Consider the following 19,876-nt stretch of genomic DNA (forward strand, 5'->3'; position numbering starts at 1 on the left):
CAGTGAAATATTATTCTACGTTGCCGTTGACGGCCTTGTGCGCGTTTAGCCTAATGTCATTGCTAGTGTTCAATGGTGTTATTCCAGATGGATTGAGCATACTCAATAGTATCCAGGATCACATAGGTGGTGCATTTTATGTGCTTATCGTGTTGATTATCTTATTGGAATCTATTGTCTATATAGGGTTTTACTTTCCCGGACAATTTTTCGCTGTGGTTTTGGTGATCAGTGCGCAACCTTCTTGGTCTGACATTGTGTACTTGACCCTGGCGATGGTAGTCGCTGCAACCCTTGGTTCGTTGGTGAACTATCTATTAGGGCGATTAAACTCACATCGCTACGATTCCCATCAGCCAACCCAACTTAAGCATTTATTGTTAGCCATGATCCACATGAATTCATTAGCGTTCTTTATGTTTTCACAAGGTGCGAATCACAAGCCGTTGAGAGTGGTGTGGTTGGCGGGTTTGCTCAATTTACCGTACTACTTGGCATTGATATCGGCTACCGCTGTGCTCAGTGAAGAAGTAATGCAAGTTGCCGAAAACCCATGGTTAGTCTTTGTTCTTCTAACGTTATGGTTGGTTATTGCGATAGGGTTAGACCGCCGTAAAAGACATAGCGTTAAACAGGAGCCAAGTGAGCAAGCAGGCTGATTATGATGCTTGCTTATGCAAAAACTTATCGACGGCACGCGCCGCAGCCACCATACCAAAGGTTGACGTAACCATTGTGCAGGCGCCAAAGCCGGATGAGCAATCTAAGCGTGTACTGCCATCCATTGTATTTTTGTTACCCGCAACGCTCCCATCGGGTTGTGGGTAACGTAGCTGCTCAGTTGAATAGACACATTCAACGCCGAATCTTCGTTTGGTATTTTTGCTGAAATTATAAAAACGGCGAAGTTCAGAGCGCAGTTTTGCAGATAATGGATCTTGAATAGTTTTAGCTAGATCACCTGTTGTGATGAGTCTTGGATCAATTTGCCCACCGGCGCCACCGACGGTAATAATAGCAATTTTGTTACGTTTGCAATGAGCGATAATCGCTGCTTTTGCTTTAATGCTATCGGTTGCATCAATCACCACATCAAAACGTGAATCGATCAATGAACTGACATTTTCGGCAGTGACAAAATCCTCAACAGCATTCACATTTATGTCTGGATTTATCTGTCGTATCCGTTGTGCCATGACCTCTACTTTGGCTTCACCAATGGTCGAGTTGAGCGCATGGATCTGGCGGTTTACATTGGTGGTACAAATATCGTCTAAATCAATCAGTGTTAATGTACCAACACCGGTGCGAGTTAAAGCTTCAGCACTCCAACTGCCAACACCACCAATACCAATCACGCAAAAATGGCTATTTGCCAAAGCGTTTAAAGGCTCTTGGCCATAAAGTCGGGCTATGCCACCGAAGCGTTGTTTCTCAGTCATGCTTATTCCATTCGCTCTATCATTCAAGGTTGGGTAATATCAGGGTTAATGGATTAATTTTCAATTGGTGACACTCAATTGCAATCAGATTTTGATCTTATCATTGCGGGGGCTGGGATCGTAGGGGCAGCGACAGCTTATGAGTATGCTTTGCGCTATCCACAGAAACGCATTGCCGTATTAGAATCTGAAGACGCGCCGGCACAGCATCAAACGGGACGAAATTCAGGTGTGATCCATGCAGGCGTTTACTACCCTCAGGGCAGCATGAAAGCCAAGTTATGTCGTCAGGGTTTGGAGCAAACGATAGGTTTTTGCCAGCAGCACGATATACCGTTTCGACAATGCGGAAAACTTATTGTTGCAACGGATGCTGATGAAGAATCACGCTTAGAAACATTGTTTGATAGTTGTGTTCAAAACGATTTAACCCCTGAGTTCTGCAATAGCGCCAAAATACGTGAAATGGAGCCTGCAATTAAGGGCAGACAAGCCGTGTGGGTTTCGCATTCAGGAATAACCGATTACGCGTCAATTACTCGAACCTTGTTATCATTAGCTCAACAACAGGGGGTACAGGTTTTTTATAACAGTGGCGTAGTGGGCGTAGAGGAGACGGGCGACAACGTATCGTTGACAACGCACACAAATGCTCAGACTTGGTCAACGCAGCAATTTGTAAACTGTGCCGGTATCCATGCAGATGACTTGATTGCTAAAAGTGGCTTGAAAACGGATTTTAAACTGCTCCCGTTCAGGGGGGAATACTTTCGTTTGCATGAAAGACATAATCAGTTGGTAGAACGGTTAATTTATCCAGTACCAGATCCTACTATGCCTTTTTTGGGCATTCACCTAACGCCAATGATCGGTGGGTATCTTACCGTAGGTCCTAATGCCGTCTTAGCGCCCGGTAAACATGCCTATCAAAATGAGCAATGGGACATGTCCGATTGCATAGCAATGGCAGGTTATAGCGGTACATGGAAATTACTCAAACGTTTTATTCGCCCTGGATTAGCAGAGTTTCGCGATTCTTTAATGACATCCGGTTATCTAAAGCGTGTTCAACGTTATTGTGAGCATATTCAAATGCAGGATCTATTACCTTATCGCGCTGGGATAAGAGCGCAAGCTGTTGATTCTAATGGGAATATGGCGCACGACTTTATCTTTGTTGAAACTGATCGTTGTTTGCACGTGGGTAACGCACCATCGCCCGCTGCCACCTCAGCCTTACCCATCGCCAAAACCATTGTAGATAAACTTTAATCATCTAAAAATTAGAACGAAATGGATGGTTTATTGCAATATTTTTCCGTTTAATTCGATAGTAACCTTGCTACATCGAATTCAGTCAATATCGGAGAAGTACTATGGGGTTACTAGTTGATGGGCAATGGCACGATGAGTGGTATGACACGAAAGCGAATCAAGGCAAATTTAAGCGTCAAGCATCAAAGTTTCGCAACACAATTAGCGTCTCAGATAAAACGTATCAACCGGAGTCTGGCCGCTATCATTTGTACGTGTCGCTGGCGTGTCCATGGGCACATCGCACACTTATTTTTCGCAAGCTGAAACAACTTGAGTCACATATCGATGTCTCGGTGGTGAACCCTGACATGCTAACGCAGGGATGGACGTTTGAGTCGTTCCCCGATGCTACCGGTGATAAGTTATTTGGCTATGATTACATGCATCAAATATATACAAAAGCCGATCCAAATATCACAACTCGAGTGACGGTTCCGGTGCTGTGGGATACCAAAACCAACACGATAGTCAATAACGAATCCGCAGACATTATTCGTTTGTTCAATTCTGCATTTGATGATCTCACTGGGAATACTTTGGATTATTATCCAATAGCGTTGCGCGACGAGATTGATGAGATCAATGCGTTTGTCTACGACAATATCAATAATGGTGTGTATAAGGCGGGGTTTGCGACCACTCAAGACGCGTATGAAGAGGCTGTACACAGCCTCTTTGAGGGATTGGAAAACATTGAACAACGTTTGAGTCATAAGCGCTATTTACTCGGTGATACCATTACTGAGGCTGATTGGCGTTTATTTACAACGTTGGTGCGCTTTGACACTGTCTATGTAGGTCATTTTAAGTGTAATTTAAAGCGTATTGTCGATTATCCGAATCTGTGGGGGTACCTCAGAGATCTTTATGCCCAGCCGGGTATTGCAGACACCGTTAACCAAACTCATATCAAACGCCACTATTACTACAGCCACGATATGATCAACCCAACACGTGTTGTGCCAATGGGGCCTGACATTGACTTTACTTTGCCACATGCACGAGAGGTGTTAGCAAAATGAAAGCAGCAACCATAAGCAAAACCATTAAAGGTATGGCAGCTCAAGACGGGGCAGGAGTGAAGCTTAGTCGCGTAATCGGGCAGCCCGGTTTACCTAATTTGGATCCTTTTCTGATGTTGGATGAGTTTGGTTCGGAATCGAGTGCCGATTATCTTCCGGGTTTTCCGCCACATCCGCATCGCGGCTTTCAGACTGTCACCTATATGCTAAATGGTAAGATGCGACATAGAGATTCAGTTGGCAATGACGGTGTTATTGAAAGCGGTGGCATTCAATGGATGAATGCTGGGCGCGGCATTATTCATGAAGAAATGCCAGAGCAACAGGAAGGTTTGTTAAGAGGGTTTCAGCTGTGGGTTAATCTACCGGCTAAGGACAAAATGTCGGCGCCTGATTATCAAGATATTCCAGCTGACGAGGTACCGCAATGGCACGATGAAAATGGCCTTGAAGTTCGTTTGTTAAGTGGCGAAATGTCTGGGTGTAAGGGCCCTGTTAAGGCTTTACATTCAGATGCCCAAACGCCATTTTTCGCCGATTTCAGATCCTCGGATAGCGTAACTAAAGCATTATCATTGAACGAATCATTCCAATACTTTATCTATGTTTATGAGGGGAAGTTGAGCATTGGCGAGCAAACGCTCGTGAAAGGAACTCTTGGGGTTCTATCGCCTGCAGATACGCTTGATATAGCTGTGCATCAACAAGGAGCAGCCTGGATATTGGTGGGTGGAAAGCCGATTGAAGAGCCTATCGTGCAGTATGGCCCCTTCGTCATGAATACGCGGGCTGAAATAGAGCAAGCTATTCGAGATTATCAAAATAACCAATTGGTGAGTGTCTAAGCACTGAGTTTGTGCCATAACGATTGCGTCGAGCAAACAGGTTCACTACTATAGTGTCGATTTGCACGTTAACTATAGGATATTCCATGCAACCAGTTGTTCTCGCCGGTGGAACTGGCAGTCGTTTATGGCCAAAGTCACGAAAAGCATTACCTAAGCAATTTCTATCGCTGACTTCTGATAAAACCATGTTGCAAGACACCCTTGGGCGTTTATCAGGCACACCAGCGGAACACCCGATAATCATTTGTAACGACGCGCATCGATTTTTAGTCGCTGAGCAGTTACGTCAATCAGGCGTTGATCATGGCGGCATTATCCTTGAACCGGTAGGGCGAAATACAGCACCGGCGATTGCGCTGGCGGCATTACATGCGCTAAAACAGGATGCAGACGCGGTATTGTTAGTATTGGCGGCGGACCACCTAATTCAGGACCATCCCGCATTTCATGATGCTATCGCCAAAGCAGAAACGCTGGCGCAACAAGGTCGCCTAGTGACATTTGGTATCGTGCCTGATCAGGCACATACCGGTTACGGCTATATTCGTTCTGGTGATGCGTTAGGCGATGGGTTTAGTGTATCGGAATTTGTCGAGAAGCCGGATTTGGCAACCGCGACTCAATACGTGGAGTCGGGCGAATATTTCTGGAATAGCGGCATGTTTATGTTTAAGGCACAAACCTACATAGATGAACTACGCCAATATGCGCCAGAGATCTTATCTGTGTGCCAGCAAGCAATCGCCACTGAAACGCCAGATTTGGATTTTATTCGCGTTGATGCTGATATTTTTGGTCAGTCGCCGGACGATTCTATCGATTACGCTGTCATGGAGCATACCAAGTTAGCAGCCATGGTGAGCTTAGATGCGGGTTGGAGTGATGTCGGCAGTTGGTCATCACTGTGGGAAACCGCAAAAGAAAAGGATGCCAATGGCAACGTCCTGATTGGCGATATTTTGCTGGAAAATGTATCCAATACCTATATCAACGCCGAAGAACGATTAGTTGCGGCGGTGGGAGTGGATAATCTGGTTATCGTTGAAACCAAAGATGCTGTTTTGGTGGCAGATAAATCTAGGGTTCAAGATATCAAAGCGATCGTAAGTGAACTAAAGGCTCAACGACGTCCTGAATTTGAATTTCATCGAGAAGTATATCGCCCTTGGGGTAAATACGATTCAATCGATAACGGCGAACGATTTCAGGTTAAGCGGATAACGGTTAAGCCCGGAGAGAAACTCAGTGTACAGATGCACCATCATCGCGCTGAACATTGGATTGTAGTGTCGGGAACTGCACATGTAACCATCGACGATAGCGTAACCATGCTGACAGAGAATCAGTCTATTTATATTCCCATAGGTGCGGTTCATGCTCTGGAAAACCCAGGCAAGATCCCGTTGGAATTGATAGAAGTTCAATCGGGCTCCTATCTCGGAGAGGATGATATTGTACGATTCTCTGACCGCTATGGACGTGCAGCAGAGGCGGAAAAGTAATGTCTCGGCCCATCACTTGTTTTAAAGCCTACGACATTCGAGGTGAGCTTAATCAACAGCTGGATGAGAACGTTGCCTATCGCATAGGCCGCGCAATTGTAGACGTATTGGCGGCAAAAACGATTGTTGTTGGCAGCGACATTCGGCTTACATCATTACCGCTTAAATTGGCGTTAAGCGCAGGCGCGATTGATGCCGGTGCTAAGGTCTTGGATATTGGTACCGTAGGCACCGAAGAAATCTATTTTGCCACCAAGGATCTCGGTGTCGATGCCGGTATTGAAGTGACCGCAAGTCATAACCCCATTGATTACAATGGGATGAAAATAGTGAAGGCTGGCGCCGTGCCCATAAGCGGTGATACCGGATTGCATGATATTCAACTCAAAGCCGAAAGTTATGATGATGCAATTGTCACTGCACGCCTGGTGGAAATGGCGAATGAAACCTATATGAGTGCAAACCCTGACGACTTTGTAGCGGGGCAGTGCTTGGTGGATATCGCTCGCCTCAGTGAAACAGAACATTATTCGGTAATCGACCACAGAGATGCTTATGTAGCTCATGTGTGTAGCTATATTGATATTCACGCGCTATCTGGACAAACGTTAGTGGTAAATGCAGGAAATGGCGCTGCGGGTCCGACTCTTGATGCAATTGAACAGTACTTAAGTGGCAAGGGTGTTTCCGTAAACTTTGTAAAAGTGCATCATCAGCCAGATGGCACATTTCCCAATGGAATACCGAATCCGTTACTACCCGAAAGCCGATCTGATACAGCTGACGCAGTGAAAGCGCATAATGCCGATATGGGAATCGCCTGGGACGGTGATTTTGACCGGTGTTTCCTGTTTGATGAAAAAGGCGAGTTTATTGAAGGCTATTACATTGTTGGCTTACTGGCTGAAGCATTCTTAGCAAAACATCAAGGTGCTAAAATCATCTACGATCCACGCGTCTACTGGAATACCGAAGCGGTAGTGGAGTCGGCCGGAGGAGTCCCAGTAAAAAGTAAGACAGGGCACGCCTTTATTAAAGAGCGTATGCGAAAAGAAGATGCCATTTATGGTGGCGAAATGAGCGCTCACCATTATTTCAAAGATTTTGCTTATTGTGACTCGGGCATGATCCCTTGGTTGTTAGTGGCTGAGTTGATTGCGACTAAGCAACAAAGCTTATCGAGTATGGTGAAAGAACGTATTGCGGCGTTTCCATCTTCGGGTGAAATCAACAGTAAATTGCAAGATGCTGATGCAGCGTTACAACGCGTAATTGACACCTACCAATCTCAAGCCGACGTAATTGATAACACTGATGGTGTTGGTATGGAGTTTGGCACTTGGCGCTTTAATTTGCGTAAATCCAATACTGAACCGGTGATCCGCCTTAACGTTGAGTCACGTGGCGACGTAGCGTTAATGCAACAAAAAACACAAGAGCTACTGGCACTTATCCGCGCATAAAGAGTCAATTGCCCGTCATCATGACGGGCAGTTGTTTCGATTAACCAATCATGATCATAACGGCATGACAGGCTACAACAATGGTCGTTAACACCACGCGCATGCGGGTGTAGGCAATGACCATGTGTGGTGTCATTTGCAGTGTGAATTTGTCATACATAACCATCGCAATGTACGCGATAGACAATACGCCCAGCGTGCGAATATCGGCGAAGCTAATCAATGCAATCCAAGCGATAATGCTGGGTAACATGGCCACATACAGTTGGTGCGAATAACGCGGCTCTGTTAACGCCGCATACCAGTGAACCCCACCAAAAAACGATAAGATAATTGCGGAATATTGACTGAAAAAAGCAAACGCTTGTGGATAGCTCAGAATATTCATCATGACCGCAATGGGTATCATAACAAAAGGGATCAATCCCAAATATCCAAGCAATTTTGCGTTGTTAGGCATAATTAACTCCCTAAAAAAATAGCGCCTTGCAAGGCGCTATTTAATTTTTGCTTAAACCCAATTCAGGGTAAAGATTATTTTTTGATGGGCGTATAAGCACGACGTGCTGGGCCAGTGTATAACTGACGTGGACGACCAATTTTCTGACCTGGTTGAGACAACATTTCATGCCAGTGAGAAATCCAACCCACAGTACGTGACAATGCAAAAATACAGGTAAACATATTGGTTGGAATGCCAATCGCTTTCAAAATTATGCCTGAATAGAAGTCTACGTTAGGGAAGAGTTTCTTCTCTGCAAAGTAATCATCACTCAAAGCGATACGCTCTAGCTCCATCGCTACATCAAGTAGTGGATCGTTGATTTTGAGTTCGCTAAGTACTTCGTGACAGCTTTCACGCATTACCGTTGCGCGTGGGTCATGGTTTTTGTAAACACGGTGACCAAAGCCCATCAAGCGGAATGGATCAGACTTATCTTTCGCGCGAGCAATAAATTCAGGGATACGATCCACTGAACCGATTTCTTCCAACATATTTAGACAGGCTTCATTAGCACCGCCATGCGCTGGGCCCCAAAGAGATGCAACACCAGCAGCGATACACGCATATGGGTTAGCGCCTGATGAACCGGCCAAACGTACAGTAGACGTAGAAGCGTTTTGCTCGTGGTCGGCATGCAAAATAAAGATGCGGTCCATAGCACGTTCAACAGCTGGTGAAATTTTATAATCTTCAGCCGGTACTGAGAACATCATGTTCAAGAAGTTTGCCGCGTAGCTTAGATCATTGCGTGGATATACGAACGGTTGGCCGATGTTGTATTTGTAACACATCGCAACCAAGGTTGGCATTTTCGCAATTAAACGGTGCGCGCTGCGCATACGTTGGTCGGGGTTATTAACATCAAGGTCGCTGTGGTAGAACGACGACATTGCACCAACAGTACCGCATAACATTGCCATAGGATGTGCGTCATTGCGGAAGCCATGGAAGAACATATTAATTTGTTCATGAACCATAGTGTGGCGCGTAATAGTGTCTTTAAACTCTTGATATTCTTCAGAAGTTGGTGCGTCACCGTGTAGAAGCATATGACAAACTTCTAGGTAATCAGCGTCACGTGCAAGTGATTCGATATCAAAACCACGATGCAGCAATTCGCCTTTGGCACCATCGATATAAGTAATAGCAGATTCGCACGATCCTGTTGCCATGAAGCCAGGATCGAAAGTGAAGTAACCGTGAGCGCCCAAAGCGCGAATATCGATCACGTCGTGACCGGCTGTTCCGCTTAAGATTGGTAATTCGATTTCTTTGTCACCGGCTTTAAGAATGGCTTTTTGGTCGGCCATAGATGCTCTCCTCAGACTGATTCATTTGGTCGCTTTGACTCGCTTTTTACGCGAAGCGACTAGAAAAGTGGCGCTATTTGTACTGATAAAGTCTCAATAAGTCAATTTTAATGCATATTTGCTCAATAAATATTCTAGATTGTTGAGGCTTATATTCCAGTCACAAATAGGGGTTGCATATCCGTTACGACTAAAGTCTTAAAATAGAACAAAAAATTGTATTTATAGTGGCCGGTGGATATACTCTTTGGGTCTTGGATTCATAGTATTAATAGTATGTAAACCAAGTGTCACATAATTCACAAACAGTTAACATCTCAACGGATGAGGCTTTTAACTATTATAACAAAACACGTAGTTGGACACTGTTAGACGTGTTTATTACAGACCTTACAGGCAAAAAAATTGTGAAAAAGCAACGACCAGTAAATTTAGATCTGAATACAATTAAATTTCCGCCGTCAGCTATCTCCTCAATTCTCCATAGGGTTACCGGAGTAGCGATGTTTTTCGCGTTATTGTTTGTCATCTGGGCATGGGCCGTTTCACTCGGTTCAGCAGAGGACTTCAATTACGTGCAGTCTTTGTTAGATGGTGTAATAGGTAAAATTATCGCCATCGGTACAATATCCGCGCTGACATATCACATTTTGGGTGGTATTCGTCATGGCATTATGGATATGGGCCACTGGGAAGAGCTTGAATCAGGCAACGCCAGTGCTAAGGCAGTGATTGGTTTATGGCTTATTCTAACGGTCGTGATTGGAGTTGTATTATGGTAACGAATCAAGCATCGATTAAACGCAACGGTGTACAAGATTATGTGTCGTTGCGCACGACAGCAATTATTATTGCGTTATACAGTTTTTACCTAGCATGGTTCTTTATTTCTACTGAGTCGATCACCTATGCAGTGTGGACCGGCTTCTTCTCTAGCATTTTCATGAAGGTTTTCACCTTCGCAGCGCTAGTATCCATTATGGTTCACGTTCGTATCGGTTTGTGGCAAGTATTGACTGATTACATCAAACCAGCCGGTATTCGTGCATTTTTACAATATTTGCTAAACCTTATTGCCTTCGCATACGTAGCTGTAGGCGTATTTGTCTTGTGGGGAGTGTAGGATGAGCATTGCAATTCATGAATATGATGCGGTAGTAATCGGTGCCGGCGGTGCTGGTATGCGAGCAGCGCTGCAAATTTCACAAAGTGGTAAGTCATGTGCACTTTTGTCTAAAGTGTTCCCAACACGCTCACACACGGTATCAGCACAAGGTGGTATCACGGTAGCGTTAGGCAATTCTCATGAAGATAACTGGGAATGGCACATGTACGATACCGTTAAGGGATCGGACTACATCGGTGACCAAGAAGCCATAGAATATATGTGTAAGACCGGACCAGAAGCGATTATCGAAATGGAAAACATGGGTTTGCCATTTTCTCGTTTCGAAAACGGTAAAGTATACCAGCGTCCGTTCGGTGGACAGTCTAAGAATTTTGGTGGCGAGCAGGCAGCACGTACTGCCGCAGCTGCAGACCGTACGGGTCATGCTTTGCTGCACCTGCTGTATCAGCAAAACGTTAAAAACAAAACTAAAGTATTCAGCGAATGGTACGCACTCGATTTGGTTAAAAACCAAGACGGTGATGTGGTTGGCTGTACTGCGATCGATATTGAAACTGGCGAAGTCGTTTATTTCAAAAGTAAGGCTGTAGTGTTGGCAACAGGTGGAGCAGGGCGTATTTTCGCATCAACCACTAATGCACACATTAACACCGGTGACGGTGTTGGTATGGCGTTGCGCGCTGGTGCACCTGTACAAGACATGGAAATGTGGCAGTTCCACCCAACTGGTATTGCCGGTGCTGGTACGCTTGTAACCGAAGGTTGCCGCGGTGAAGGTGGTTATCTATTGAATAAGGATGGCGAGCGTTTCATGGAACGTTATGCGCCTAATGCGAAAGACCTTGCAGGTCGTGACGTGGTTGCTCGTTCAATGATGACGGAAATTCGTGAAGGCCGCGGGTGTGAAGGCCCTTGGGGTACACACATTAAATTGAAACTGGATCACTTAGGTAAAGACGTATTGGAATCGCGTTTGCCAGGTATTCTTGAATTGTCTCGTACATTTGCACACGTCGACCCGGTTAAGGAACCTATTCCGGTTATTCCAACCTGTCACTACATGATGGGTGGTATCCCGACTAACGTTGACGGGCAGGTTATTCAGGTCGATGAAAATGGCAATGAGTCGCCAATGAAAGGCTTGTTTGCATGTGGTGAAATTGCTTGCGTATCTGTTCACGGCGCGAACCGCTTAGGTGGTAACAGCTTGCTCGACTTGGTTGTATTTGGTCGTGCGACTGGGTTACACCTAGGTGAAAAGATCGAGGAAATCGCACCGTCTCGTGAAGCCTCTGAAAGTGATCTTGAAGCTGCGCTTGCGCGTTTCAATCGTTGGGAAAACTCAGAGAAAGGCAAGGGTGAAGACCCCGTTCAAATTAAGAAAGACATGCAAAAATGCATGCAGCTCAACTTCTCGGTATTCCGTGAAGGTGATGCAATGGCTGAAGGCCTTAAAGAGTTATCAGAAATCCGCGAGCGTCTACAACATGCGCGCTTGGATGATAAGAGCAGTGACTTCAATACAATGCGTATCGAATGTTTAGAGCTTGATAACTTAATGGAAACTGCGTACAGCACAGCAGTCGCTGCTAACTTCAGAACTGAAAGTCGTGGTGCGCATAGTCGCTTTGACTATCCAGATCGTGATGATGAAAACTGGTTGTGCCACAGCATTTACCTACCAAGTTCTGAATCAATGAGAAAACGTGACGTAAACATGGCGCCGAAACTGCGTGAAGCATTCCCGCCGAAAGTACGTTCGTATTAATTGGAGTGACTTAGATGCAATTAACATTTTCTGTATATCGTTATAATCCAGATGTTGACGATGCTCCACGCATGCAAGATTACACTCTGGACGTAGAAGAAGGCCAAGACATGATGGTCTTGGACGCGCTAATCGCGTTGAAAGAGCAAGATCCAACATTATCGTTCCGTCGTTCATGCCGTGAAGGTGTGTGTGGTTCAGACGGTATGAATATGAACGGTAAGAATGGTCTGGCGTGTATTACTCCGCTTTCGGCGTTGGGTAAAGGCAAGTTGGTTATCAGACCATTGCCGGGTCTGCCAGTAGTACGTGACCTGGTTGTTGATATGACCCAGTTCTATACTCAGTACGAAAAGATTAAACCGTTTCTTATCAATGACAGCAAACAGCCGCCAGCGCGAGAACATTTGCAGTCGCCAGAAGAGCGCGCCAAGCTTGACGGATTGTACGAATGTATTCTGTGTGCATGTTGTTCAACGTCTTGTCCGTCATTCTGGTGGAACCCTGATAAATTCGTAGGTCCAGCGGGTTTATTACATGCCTATCGTTTCTTAATCGATAGCCGCGATACGGCGACTGATGAACGTTTAAATGATTTGGACGATGCATTCAGTGTTTTCCGCTGTCATGGCATCATGAACTGTGTAAGTGTATGTCCAAAAGGGTTGAACCCAACTAAAGCCATTGGCCACATTAAGTCAATGTTGCTTCAACGGGCTGTTTAGTTAGACATTCTGACACTTCGTAGTGACAGTTTGAATTGCTATTAAATGGCCATCCAATCGGATGGCTGTTTTATTTGAAATTTATGTGATGCTAATGTGTCGCTTTACATTAGCTATAATACGTTTAGATTACAGACTCTTAACGAAAGGTAAGGCATAACAATGCAAGAAAGCGTAATGCAAGCATGGTGGGATTCTTCTCATTTTGCCGGTGGCAATACCGCGTATGTCGAAGAGATGTACGAAGCCTACCTGGATGACCCTAACAGTGTATCCGAAGAATGGAAGCAGCTGTTTGATGGGTTACCCAAAGTAGATGGTGTCGAAATTGACTCCAAACACAGCCAAATACGAGAACAGTTTCGTTCGCTAGCGGCGCTAGGTCCTGCGGCTAAAGTAGCAGTGGCACCAGTCGCCAGCAGTGCGGGCGATGAAAAACAAGTTCGCGTATTGCAATTAATTAACGCATATCGTTTCAGGGGGCATCAACATGCCAACCTTGATCCGTTATCGTTGTGGAAGCAGCCTCGTGTTCGAGACTTAGAGCTTTCACACCACAGTCTTTCCGAAGCGGATTTTGACACTGTGTTTAATGTGGGTTCTTACGCAATAGGGCAAGAATCTATGACATTAGGCGAGTTGTTTAAGTCGCTTAATCGTACCTACTGCGGTTCTATCGGTGCTGAATATATGCACATCACCGATACTGAGCAAAAACGTTGGCTTCAGCAGAAAATTGAATCTGTACAGGCAAAGCCTGAAATTAGTCGTGACCAGAAAGTATCTATCCTAAAAGGATTAATTGCTGCTGATGGCATGGAAAAATACCTAGGCGCAAAATTCCCAGGAGCGAAACGTTTCTCGCTAGAGGGCGGTGATAGTTTGATCCCAATGCTTAAGGGGTTAATCACTGAAGCCGGCGCTTCCGGTACCAAAGAAGTTGTTGTTGGTATGGCTCACCGTGGCCGTCTGAATGTATTGGTTAACGTGTTAGGTAAGAATCCATCAGTACTATTTGATGAGTTCTCAGGCAAGCACGACGATTCTTTAGGCGCAGGTGACGTTAAATATCACGCAGGTTTCTCATCAGATTTCGCCACACCAGGCGGCAATGTTCACTTAGCGTTGGCATTTAACCCATCTCACTTGGAAATTGTTAACCCAGTGGTTATGGGCTCGGTGCGTGCGCGTCTTGAACGCCGTGACAGTATGGATGGCTCAGCGGTATTACCTGTTACCATCCATGGTGACTCAGCCATTGCTGGGCAAGGGGTTGTTCAAGAAACCTTCAATATGTCACAAACCCGCGGTTTTGCTGTGGGCGGTACGGTTCGTATCGTGGTGAATAATCAAGTTGGTTTTACAACGTCGAAGACGGAAGATACACGTTCTACACAATACTGTACTGATATAGCCAAAATGGTACAGGCCCCTATATTCCACGTGAATTCAGATGATCCTGAAGCGGTTTTATTTGTAACCAAATTGGCGCTTGAGTACCGCAATAAATTTAAACGAGACGTAGTAATTGACCTCGTGTGCTATCGCCGTCACGGTCACAACGAAGCTGACGAGCCAAATGCAACTCAGCCGTTGATGTATCAGAAGATTAAAAAGCACCCAGTACCTCGCCAATTATATGCTGATCAGTTAACTGCCGAAGGTTCTGTGAAAGAGCATGAAATCGAGAAGTTGGTCGATGATTATCGTGCCGCGCTTGATCACGGTGCTTGTGTTGTCGAAGAATGGCGTCCAATGACGGAGCATTCTGTTGACTGGCGCCCGTATCTCGGTCACGACTGGACAGTCCCTTACGACAAAGAAATCAGCAAAGATAAGCTGGTTGAGTTGGCGTATCGTCTAGTTGATGTACCGCAAGACGTTAAACTTCAATCGCGCGTGAATAAGCTTTATCAAGACCGCACTGCGATGGCTGCAGGAGAGAAGCCCCTTGATTGGGGGATGGCAGAAAATCTTGCCTATGCGTCTATCGTTGATATGGGGACTGATATTCGTATCACCGGTCAGGATTCTGGTCGTGGTACGTTCTTCCATCGTCATGCGGTGTTACACAACCAAGTAGATGCATCTACTTACATGCCACTTAAAAATGTGAGAGACGGTCAAGGTAAAATCGATATCTATGATTCGGTATTATCTGAAGAAGCGGTTATGGCATTTGAATATGGTTATGCCACGGCAGAACCAGGCTGTTTAACCATTTGGGAAGCGCAGTTTGGTGATTTTGCAAACGGTGCTCAGGTGGTGTTTGACCAGTTTTTGTGTTCAGGTGAAGCAAAGTGGGGTCGTTTGTGCGGACTAACCGTATTGTTACCGCATGGCTATGAAGGTCAGGGTCCAGAGCACAGCTCTGCGAGACTTGAACGTTTCTTACAGCTGTGTGCCGATCACAACTGGCAAGTGTGTATCCCGTCTACACCGGCACAGGTATTCAATATGCTACGTAGACAGGCCATTCGCCCTATGCGTAAACCATTGATCGTAATGTCACCTAAGTCATTATTACGCCATCCGTTGGCTGTCTCTTCATTAGAAGAGTTAAGTGATGGTATTTTCCATAATGTCATCGGCGAAATCGACGAACTTGATGCGAAGAAAGTTAAACGTGTCGTTATGTGTTCAGGCAAAGTTTACTATGACTTGCTGGAACAACGTCGTAAAAACGAGCAAACAGATGTTGCCATTGTTCGCTTAGAGCAACTTTACCCATTCCCAGCTGATGAGTGTGCAGAAGTGCTCGCGCAGTATAAGCATGTGAAAGATTGGGTTTGGTGTCAGGAAGAACCGCAAAACCAAGGTGCTTGGTACAGTAGCCAACACCATTTCTGGCAAGCGATCCCTGATGGCGCTAAATTAAGTTATGCCGGTCGAGACGCGTCAGCATCTCCAGCGGTAGGTTATGTTTCAGTTCACAACCAACAACAGAAAGCATTGGTTGATGACGCACTCACTATTAAGTAAAGGAACCCCTAATGACAATCGAAATAAAAGTTCCAGTATTACCTGAATCGGTTGCCGACGCGACGATTGCTACATGGCACGTAAAAGCTGGTGATTCAGTTAAACGTGACCAGAATTTGGTTGATATTGAAACCGATAAAGTGGTCTTAGAAGTTGTTGCACCAGAAGATGGCGTCATTGGTGAAATCCTTAATGAAGAGGGTGCTACAGTTTTGGGTGAACAAGTGATTGCTAAACTTGAGCAAGGCGGAGCCGCCGCTGCACCTGCGAAAGCAGAGGCTAAACCAGCCGCTGAAGCGGCCAGTGCCTCTGCTGGTAAAGACGTAGAAATTCGAGTGCCAGTATTGCCAGAATCTGTTGCTGATGCGACTGTTGCTACTTGGCATGCTAAGCCAGGTGATACGGTAGCGCGAGATCAGAATTTAGTTGATATCGAAACCGACAAAGTGGTTTTGGAAGTTGTTGCGCCAAATGATGGTGTGTTAGCTGAAATCTTTGCCGAAGAAGGCGCTACAGTTACCGCTGAAGAAGTGATTGCTAAATTCACTGAAGGCGCGAGTGCAAGTGCACCTGCAGCAGCTGAAGTACCTGCTGCTGCGGATAGTGAAGACAGTGATGCATTAAGCCCATCGGTACGTCGCTTGTTGGCCGAAAAAGGCATTGATGCTGCAAAAGTTAAAGGAACAGGTAAGGGCGGTCGCATCACTAAAGAAGATGTTGAACAGTACCTGAAATCCGGTAGTTCAGCGCCAGCCCCTACTGCAGCACCAGCAGCTGCGCCAGCCCCAATGGGTGAGCGTACTGAAAAACGTGTACCTATGACGCGTCTGCGTAAGACGATCGCCAACCGTTTGTTAGAAGCTAAAAACTCAACAGCGATGTTAACCACGTTTAATGAAGTTAACATGAAGCCAATCATGGACCTGCGTAAGCAATACCAAGACAGCTTTGAAAAGCGTCACGGTATTCGTTTAGGATTTATGTCGTTCTACGTTAAAGCGGTAACTGAAGCATTGAAACGCTTCCCTGAAGTAAACGCATCCATCGACGGTGATGATATCGTATATCACAACTATTTTGATATCTCGATAGCAGTATCAACACCTCGAGGGTTGGTAACGCCAGTGCTTAAAGACACCGATATGTTAGGCATGGCTGGTGTCGAGAAAGGCATTAAGGAACTTGCGCTTAAAGGTCGTGATGGCAAGCTGTCGATGGCTGAACTGCAAGGCGGTAACTTTACAATCACAAACGGTGGTGTATTTGGTTCATTAATGTCTACACCAATTATCAATCCACCGCAAAGTGCAATTTTGGGTATGCATAAAATCCAGGATCGCCCTATGGCTGTGAACGGTAAAGTTGAAATTCTACCAATGATGTATCTAGCGTTGTCATACGATCACCGCATCATTGATGGTAAGGAGTCGGTTGGCTTCTTGGTTACAGTCAAGGAAATGCTTGAAGATCCAACGCGTCTATTACTGGACGTCTAAGACTTTAGTATAAAACATGACCAGACAGGTGATACTTTTTGCGTATCACCTGTCACAAAGCCCGCATTTTGACTATAATACGGGCGCCTAAAAAATAGGTCGCTAGAGGCGGCTTTTCTTTTAAATAAAACATCGGATAAAACACCATGAATTTGCATGAATATCAGGGTAAACAATTATTCAGAGAATACGGTTTACCGGTATCTGAAGGATACGCTGCCGATACACCACAAGGCGCTGTAGAAGCTGCCGATCGTATTGGTGGATCAGAGTGGGTTGTTAAATGTCAGGTACATGCCGGCGGTCGCGGTAAAGCGGGCGGCGTTAAGCTTGTAAAGACAAAAGACGAAATCAAAGCCTTTGCACAAAATTGGCTTGGCAAAAACTTGGTGACTTATCAAACAGACGAGAACGGCCAACCTGTGAGCCGTATTCTTGTTGAATCATGCACAGACATCGATCAGGAATTGTACCTTGGTGCAGTTGTTGACCGTGCGTCACGTAGCATCGTATTCATGGCGTCTACTGAAGGTGGTGTTGAAATCGAAAAAGTGGCCGAAGAAACGCCAGAAAAGATTTTGAAAGCTGCTGTTAACCCATTAGTGGGTGCACAACCTTATCAAGCACGTGAAATTGGCTTTAAATTGGGCTTAAACCCGACGCAAATCCGCCAGTTCACGAAGATTTTCTTGGGTCTAGCGAAAATGTTCGAAGACTTAGACGTGGCATTAATTGAAATCAACCCGCTTGTGATTAAAGCTGACGGTGACCTACACTGTCTTGACGCGAAAGTAGCGATTGATAGCAATGCATTATATCGTCAGCCTAAATTGCAAGACATGCACGATCCTTCACAGGAAGATGCACGTGAAGCTCAAGCGGCTCAGTGGGAACTTAACTATGTTGCACTAGACGGTAACATCGGTTGTATGGTTAACGGTGCAGGTCTAGCAATGGGTACGATGGATATCGTTAAATTGCACGGCGGTTCTCCTGCTAACTTCCTAGATGTTGGTGGCGGCGCAACCAAAGAGCGTGTAACTGAAGCGTTTAAGATCATTCTTTCGGATGACAACGTGAAAGCGGTTCTCGTTAATATCTTTGGCGGTATCGTACGTTGTGACATGATTGCTGAAGGTATCATTGGCGCTGTTGAAGAAGTTGGCGTTAACGTACCTGTAGTTGTTCGCCTTGAAGGTAACAACGCTGAACTAGGTGCTAAGAAGCTGGAAGAATGTGAATTGAACATTATTGCAGCATCAAGTTTGACCGATGCAGCTCAGAAAGTGGTTGCAGCAGCAGGAGGCGCAGCATGAGCGTATTAATCAACAAAGATACTAAAGTTATCTGCCAAGGTTTCACTGGTGGTCAGGGTACTTTCCACTCTGAGCAAGCGATTGAGTATGGTACGCAAATGGTTGGCGGTGTAACACCGGGTAAAGGTGGTACTACGCACCTAGGTTTGCCGGTTTTCAACACTGTACGCGATGCGGTAGAGGCTACAGGTGCAACAGCTTCTGTAATCTATGTGCCAGCACCGTTCTGTAAAGATTCTATCATCGAAGCAGCGGACGCAGGCATCGAGCTTATCGTATGTATTACTGAAGGTATCCCTACTTTGGATATGCTTTATGTAAAAGAATACATTACGCAGAAAGGCGTGCGTATGATTGGCCCTAACTGCCCAGGTGTTATCACGCCTGGAGAGTGTAAGATCGGTATCATGCCGGGTCATATTCACAAGCCTGGTAAGGTTGGTATCGTGTCTCGCTCTGGTACATTGACTTACGAAGCGGTTAAACAAACCACTGATGAAGGTTTTGGCCAGTCTACGTGTGTTGGTATCGGTGGTGATCCTATCCCAGGTTCAAACTTCATCGATATCTTGAAGTTGTTCCAAGACGATCCAGCGACTGAAGCGATTGTTATGATTGGTGAAATTGGTGGTTCTGCAGAAGAAGAAGCTGCAGCATTCATCAAGGACAATGTGACTAAGCCTGTCGTATCTTATATCGCGGGTGTAACTGCTCCTGCTGGTAAGCGTATGGGTCACGCTGGTGCGATTATCGCAGGCGGAAAAGGTACTGCAGATGAAAAATTTGCGGCACTAGAAGCAGCAGGTGTTAAAACTGTTCGCTCTCTTGCTGATATCGGCAAAGCGCTACGCGAAGCAACAGGTTGGTAATGTAGCCTGATAAGCAATTTGAAAACCCGCTTTTACAGCGGGTTTTTTTGTGCTTAAAGGTGTCCTGCTTAATCCCCTTGTCTTACCGCTCGTTGTGCGACATACCTTTATAAAATACGTGTTGCAAACGTATGTATTGGCTAAAAACTGTTCACACTGAATAAAAGCGACTAGGGTGTTAC

At 45.4% G+C, this 19,876-nt stretch carries 17 protein-coding genes; 14 read left to right on the forward strand and 3 right to left on the reverse strand.

Going from position 1 to position 19,876, the window contains the following annotated elements:
• Nucleotides 1–2 precede the first annotated feature (2 nt).
• Entirely contained in the window at nucleotides 3–659 is a 657-nt protein-coding gene (locus CSH93_RS00900; RefSeq protein ID WP_100641010.1) for a hypothetical protein, read from the forward strand.
• Here the strand turns inward: CSH93_RS00900 and tcdA are convergent, their stop codons facing one another.
• Nucleotides 660–1,442 (reverse strand): tRNA cyclic N6-threonylcarbamoyladenosine(37) synthase TcdA, encoded by a 783-nt coding sequence (gene tcdA, locus CSH93_RS00905; RefSeq protein WP_100641012.1) that lies wholly within the window; start codon nucleotides 1,440–1,442, stop codon nucleotides 660–662.
• Between the two features lie 78 nt (nucleotides 1,443–1,520).
• On the opposite strand from tcdA, the gene lhgO reads away from it, so the two are divergent.
• From lhgO to CSH93_RS00930, 5 genes are all read left to right on the forward strand, one after another.
• The gene (gene lhgO / locus CSH93_RS00910; protein WP_164078263.1) at nucleotides 1,521–2,714 is read left to right on the forward strand and encodes an L-2-hydroxyglutarate oxidase; all 1,194 of its coding nucleotides are present in this window, start codon (nucleotides 1,521–1,523) and stop codon (nucleotides 2,712–2,714) included.
• A gap of 104 nt (nucleotides 2,715–2,818) precedes the next feature.
• Nucleotides 2,819–3,781 (forward strand): glutathione S-transferase family protein, encoded by a 963-nt coding sequence (locus tag CSH93_RS00915; RefSeq protein WP_100641016.1) that lies wholly within the window; start codon nucleotides 2,819–2,821, stop codon nucleotides 3,779–3,781.
• Nucleotides 3,778–4,626, forward strand: a complete 849-nt coding sequence (locus tag CSH93_RS00920) for a pirin family protein (RefSeq protein ID WP_100641018.1) — start codon at nucleotides 3,778–3,780, stop codon at nucleotides 4,624–4,626. The genes CSH93_RS00915 and CSH93_RS00920 overlap by 4 nt, the downstream gene beginning before the upstream one ends.
• A gap of 86 nt (nucleotides 4,627–4,712) precedes the next feature.
• Nucleotides 4,713–6,131 (forward strand): mannose-1-phosphate guanylyltransferase/mannose-6-phosphate isomerase, encoded by a 1,419-nt coding sequence (locus CSH93_RS00925; RefSeq protein ID WP_100641020.1) that lies wholly within the window; start codon nucleotides 4,713–4,715, stop codon nucleotides 6,129–6,131.
• The gene (locus CSH93_RS00930) at nucleotides 6,131–7,594 is read left to right on the forward strand and encodes a phosphohexomutase domain-containing protein (RefSeq protein WP_100641022.1); all 1,464 of its coding nucleotides are present in this window, start codon (nucleotides 6,131–6,133) and stop codon (nucleotides 7,592–7,594) included. The genes CSH93_RS00925 and CSH93_RS00930 overlap by 1 nt, the downstream gene beginning before the upstream one ends.
• A gap of 40 nt (nucleotides 7,595–7,634) precedes the next feature.
• Here CSH93_RS00930 and CSH93_RS00935 read toward each other — a convergent pair whose 3' ends face one another.
• Nucleotides 7,635–8,054, reverse strand: coding sequence for a DUF3429 domain-containing protein (locus CSH93_RS00935; RefSeq protein ID WP_100641024.1), 420 nt, complete (start codon nucleotides 8,052–8,054; stop codon nucleotides 7,635–7,637).
• 74 nt (nucleotides 8,055–8,128) lie between these two features.
• The gene (locus CSH93_RS00940; protein ID WP_100641026.1) at nucleotides 8,129–9,409 is read right to left on the reverse strand and encodes a citrate synthase; all 1,281 of its coding nucleotides are present in this window, start codon (nucleotides 9,407–9,409) and stop codon (nucleotides 8,129–8,131) included.
• A gap of 407 nt (nucleotides 9,410–9,816) precedes the next feature.
• Between CSH93_RS00940 and sdhC the strand changes: the two genes are divergently transcribed.
• From sdhC to sucD, 8 genes are all read left to right on the forward strand, one after another.
• Complete coding sequence (sdhC, locus tag CSH93_RS00945; RefSeq protein ID WP_100642296.1) at nucleotides 9,817–10,191, forward strand: succinate dehydrogenase, cytochrome b556 subunit; 375 nt, start codon at nucleotides 9,817–9,819, stop codon at nucleotides 10,189–10,191.
• Nucleotides 10,185–10,532, forward strand: coding sequence for a succinate dehydrogenase, hydrophobic membrane anchor protein (sdhD, locus tag CSH93_RS00950; RefSeq protein ID WP_100641028.1), 348 nt, complete (start codon nucleotides 10,185–10,187; stop codon nucleotides 10,530–10,532). Before sdhC ends, sdhD begins: the two co-directional genes overlap by 7 nt.
• A 1-nt stretch (nucleotide 10,533) precedes the next feature.
• Nucleotides 10,534–12,306, forward strand: coding sequence for a succinate dehydrogenase flavoprotein subunit (gene sdhA / locus CSH93_RS00955; RefSeq protein WP_100641030.1), 1,773 nt, complete (start codon nucleotides 10,534–10,536; stop codon nucleotides 12,304–12,306).
• A 14-nt stretch (nucleotides 12,307–12,320) separates the two neighbouring features.
• Nucleotides 12,321–13,031 carry a succinate dehydrogenase iron-sulfur subunit gene (locus tag CSH93_RS00960; RefSeq protein ID WP_100641032.1) on the forward strand — a complete coding sequence of 237 codons (711 nt, stop codon included), beginning with the start codon at nucleotides 12,321–12,323 and terminating at the stop codon, nucleotides 13,029–13,031.
• 162 nt (nucleotides 13,032–13,193) lie between these two features.
• Nucleotides 13,194–16,013 (forward strand): 2-oxoglutarate dehydrogenase E1 component, encoded by a 2,820-nt coding sequence (locus tag CSH93_RS00965; protein ID WP_100641034.1) that lies wholly within the window; start codon nucleotides 13,194–13,196, stop codon nucleotides 16,011–16,013.
• Between the two features lie 11 nt (nucleotides 16,014–16,024).
• Nucleotides 16,025–17,509 (forward strand): 2-oxoglutarate dehydrogenase complex dihydrolipoyllysine-residue succinyltransferase, encoded by a 1,485-nt coding sequence (gene odhB / locus CSH93_RS00970; protein WP_100641036.1) that lies wholly within the window; start codon nucleotides 16,025–16,027, stop codon nucleotides 17,507–17,509.
• Between the two features lie 146 nt (nucleotides 17,510–17,655).
• Nucleotides 17,656–18,825: an ADP-forming succinate--CoA ligase subunit beta gene (gene sucC / locus CSH93_RS00980; protein ID WP_100641040.1), complete on the forward strand. Its 1,170-nt coding sequence runs from the start codon at nucleotides 17,656–17,658 to the stop codon at nucleotides 18,823–18,825.
• Nucleotides 18,822–19,694, forward strand: a complete 873-nt coding sequence (gene sucD, locus CSH93_RS00985) for a succinate--CoA ligase subunit alpha (RefSeq protein ID WP_100641042.1) — start codon at nucleotides 18,822–18,824, stop codon at nucleotides 19,692–19,694. Before sucC ends, sucD begins: the two co-directional genes overlap by 4 nt.
• The last annotated feature ends 182 nt before the right edge of the window (nucleotides 19,695–19,876 follow it).

Origin of the sequence: Neoalteromonas facilis, assembly GCF_002807665.1 — a bacterium.
Lineage (GTDB): Bacteria > Pseudomonadota > Gammaproteobacteria > Enterobacterales > Alteromonadaceae > Alteromonas_E > Alteromonas_E facilis.

Bases quoted from the DNA above. Each gene is read 5' to 3' on its own strand.
- sucC (WP_100641040.1), top strand. From the start codon at position 17,656: ATGAATTTGCATGAATATCAGGGTAAACAATTATTCAGAGAATACGGT.
- CSH93_RS00940 (WP_100641026.1), bottom strand. From the start codon at position 9,409: ATGGCCGACCAAAAAGCCATTCTTAAAGCCGGTGACAAAGAAATCGAA.
- odhB (WP_100641036.1), top strand. From the start codon at position 16,025: ATGACAATCGAAATAAAAGTTCCAGTATTACCTGAATCGGTTGCCGAC.
- CSH93_RS00930 (WP_100641022.1), top strand. From the start codon at position 6,131: ATGTCTCGGCCCATCACTTGTTTTAAAGCCTACGACATTCGAGGTGAG.
- CSH93_RS00935 (WP_100641024.1), bottom strand. From the start codon at position 8,054: ATGCCTAACAACGCAAAATTGCTTGGATATTTGGGATTGATCCCTTTT.
- CSH93_RS00920 (WP_100641018.1), top strand. From the start codon at position 3,778: ATGAAAGCAGCAACCATAAGCAAAACCATTAAAGGTATGGCAGCTCAA.
- CSH93_RS00915 (WP_100641016.1), top strand. From the start codon at position 2,819: ATGGGGTTACTAGTTGATGGGCAATGGCACGATGAGTGGTATGACACG.
- tcdA (WP_100641012.1), bottom strand. From the start codon at position 1,442: ATGACTGAGAAACAACGCTTCGGTGGCATAGCCCGACTTTATGGCCAA.
- sucD (WP_100641042.1), top strand. From the start codon at position 18,822: ATGAGCGTATTAATCAACAAAGATACTAAAGTTATCTGCCAAGGTTTC.
- sdhA (WP_100641030.1), top strand. From the start codon at position 10,534: ATGAGCATTGCAATTCATGAATATGATGCGGTAGTAATCGGTGCCGGC.
- sdhD (WP_100641028.1), top strand. From the start codon at position 10,185: ATGGTAACGAATCAAGCATCGATTAAACGCAACGGTGTACAAGATTAT.
- CSH93_RS00925 (WP_100641020.1), top strand. From the start codon at position 4,713: ATGCAACCAGTTGTTCTCGCCGGTGGAACTGGCAGTCGTTTATGGCCA.
- CSH93_RS00965 (WP_100641034.1), top strand. From the start codon at position 13,194: ATGCAAGAAAGCGTAATGCAAGCATGGTGGGATTCTTCTCATTTTGCC.
- CSH93_RS00960 (WP_100641032.1), top strand. From the start codon at position 12,321: ATGCAATTAACATTTTCTGTATATCGTTATAATCCAGATGTTGACGAT.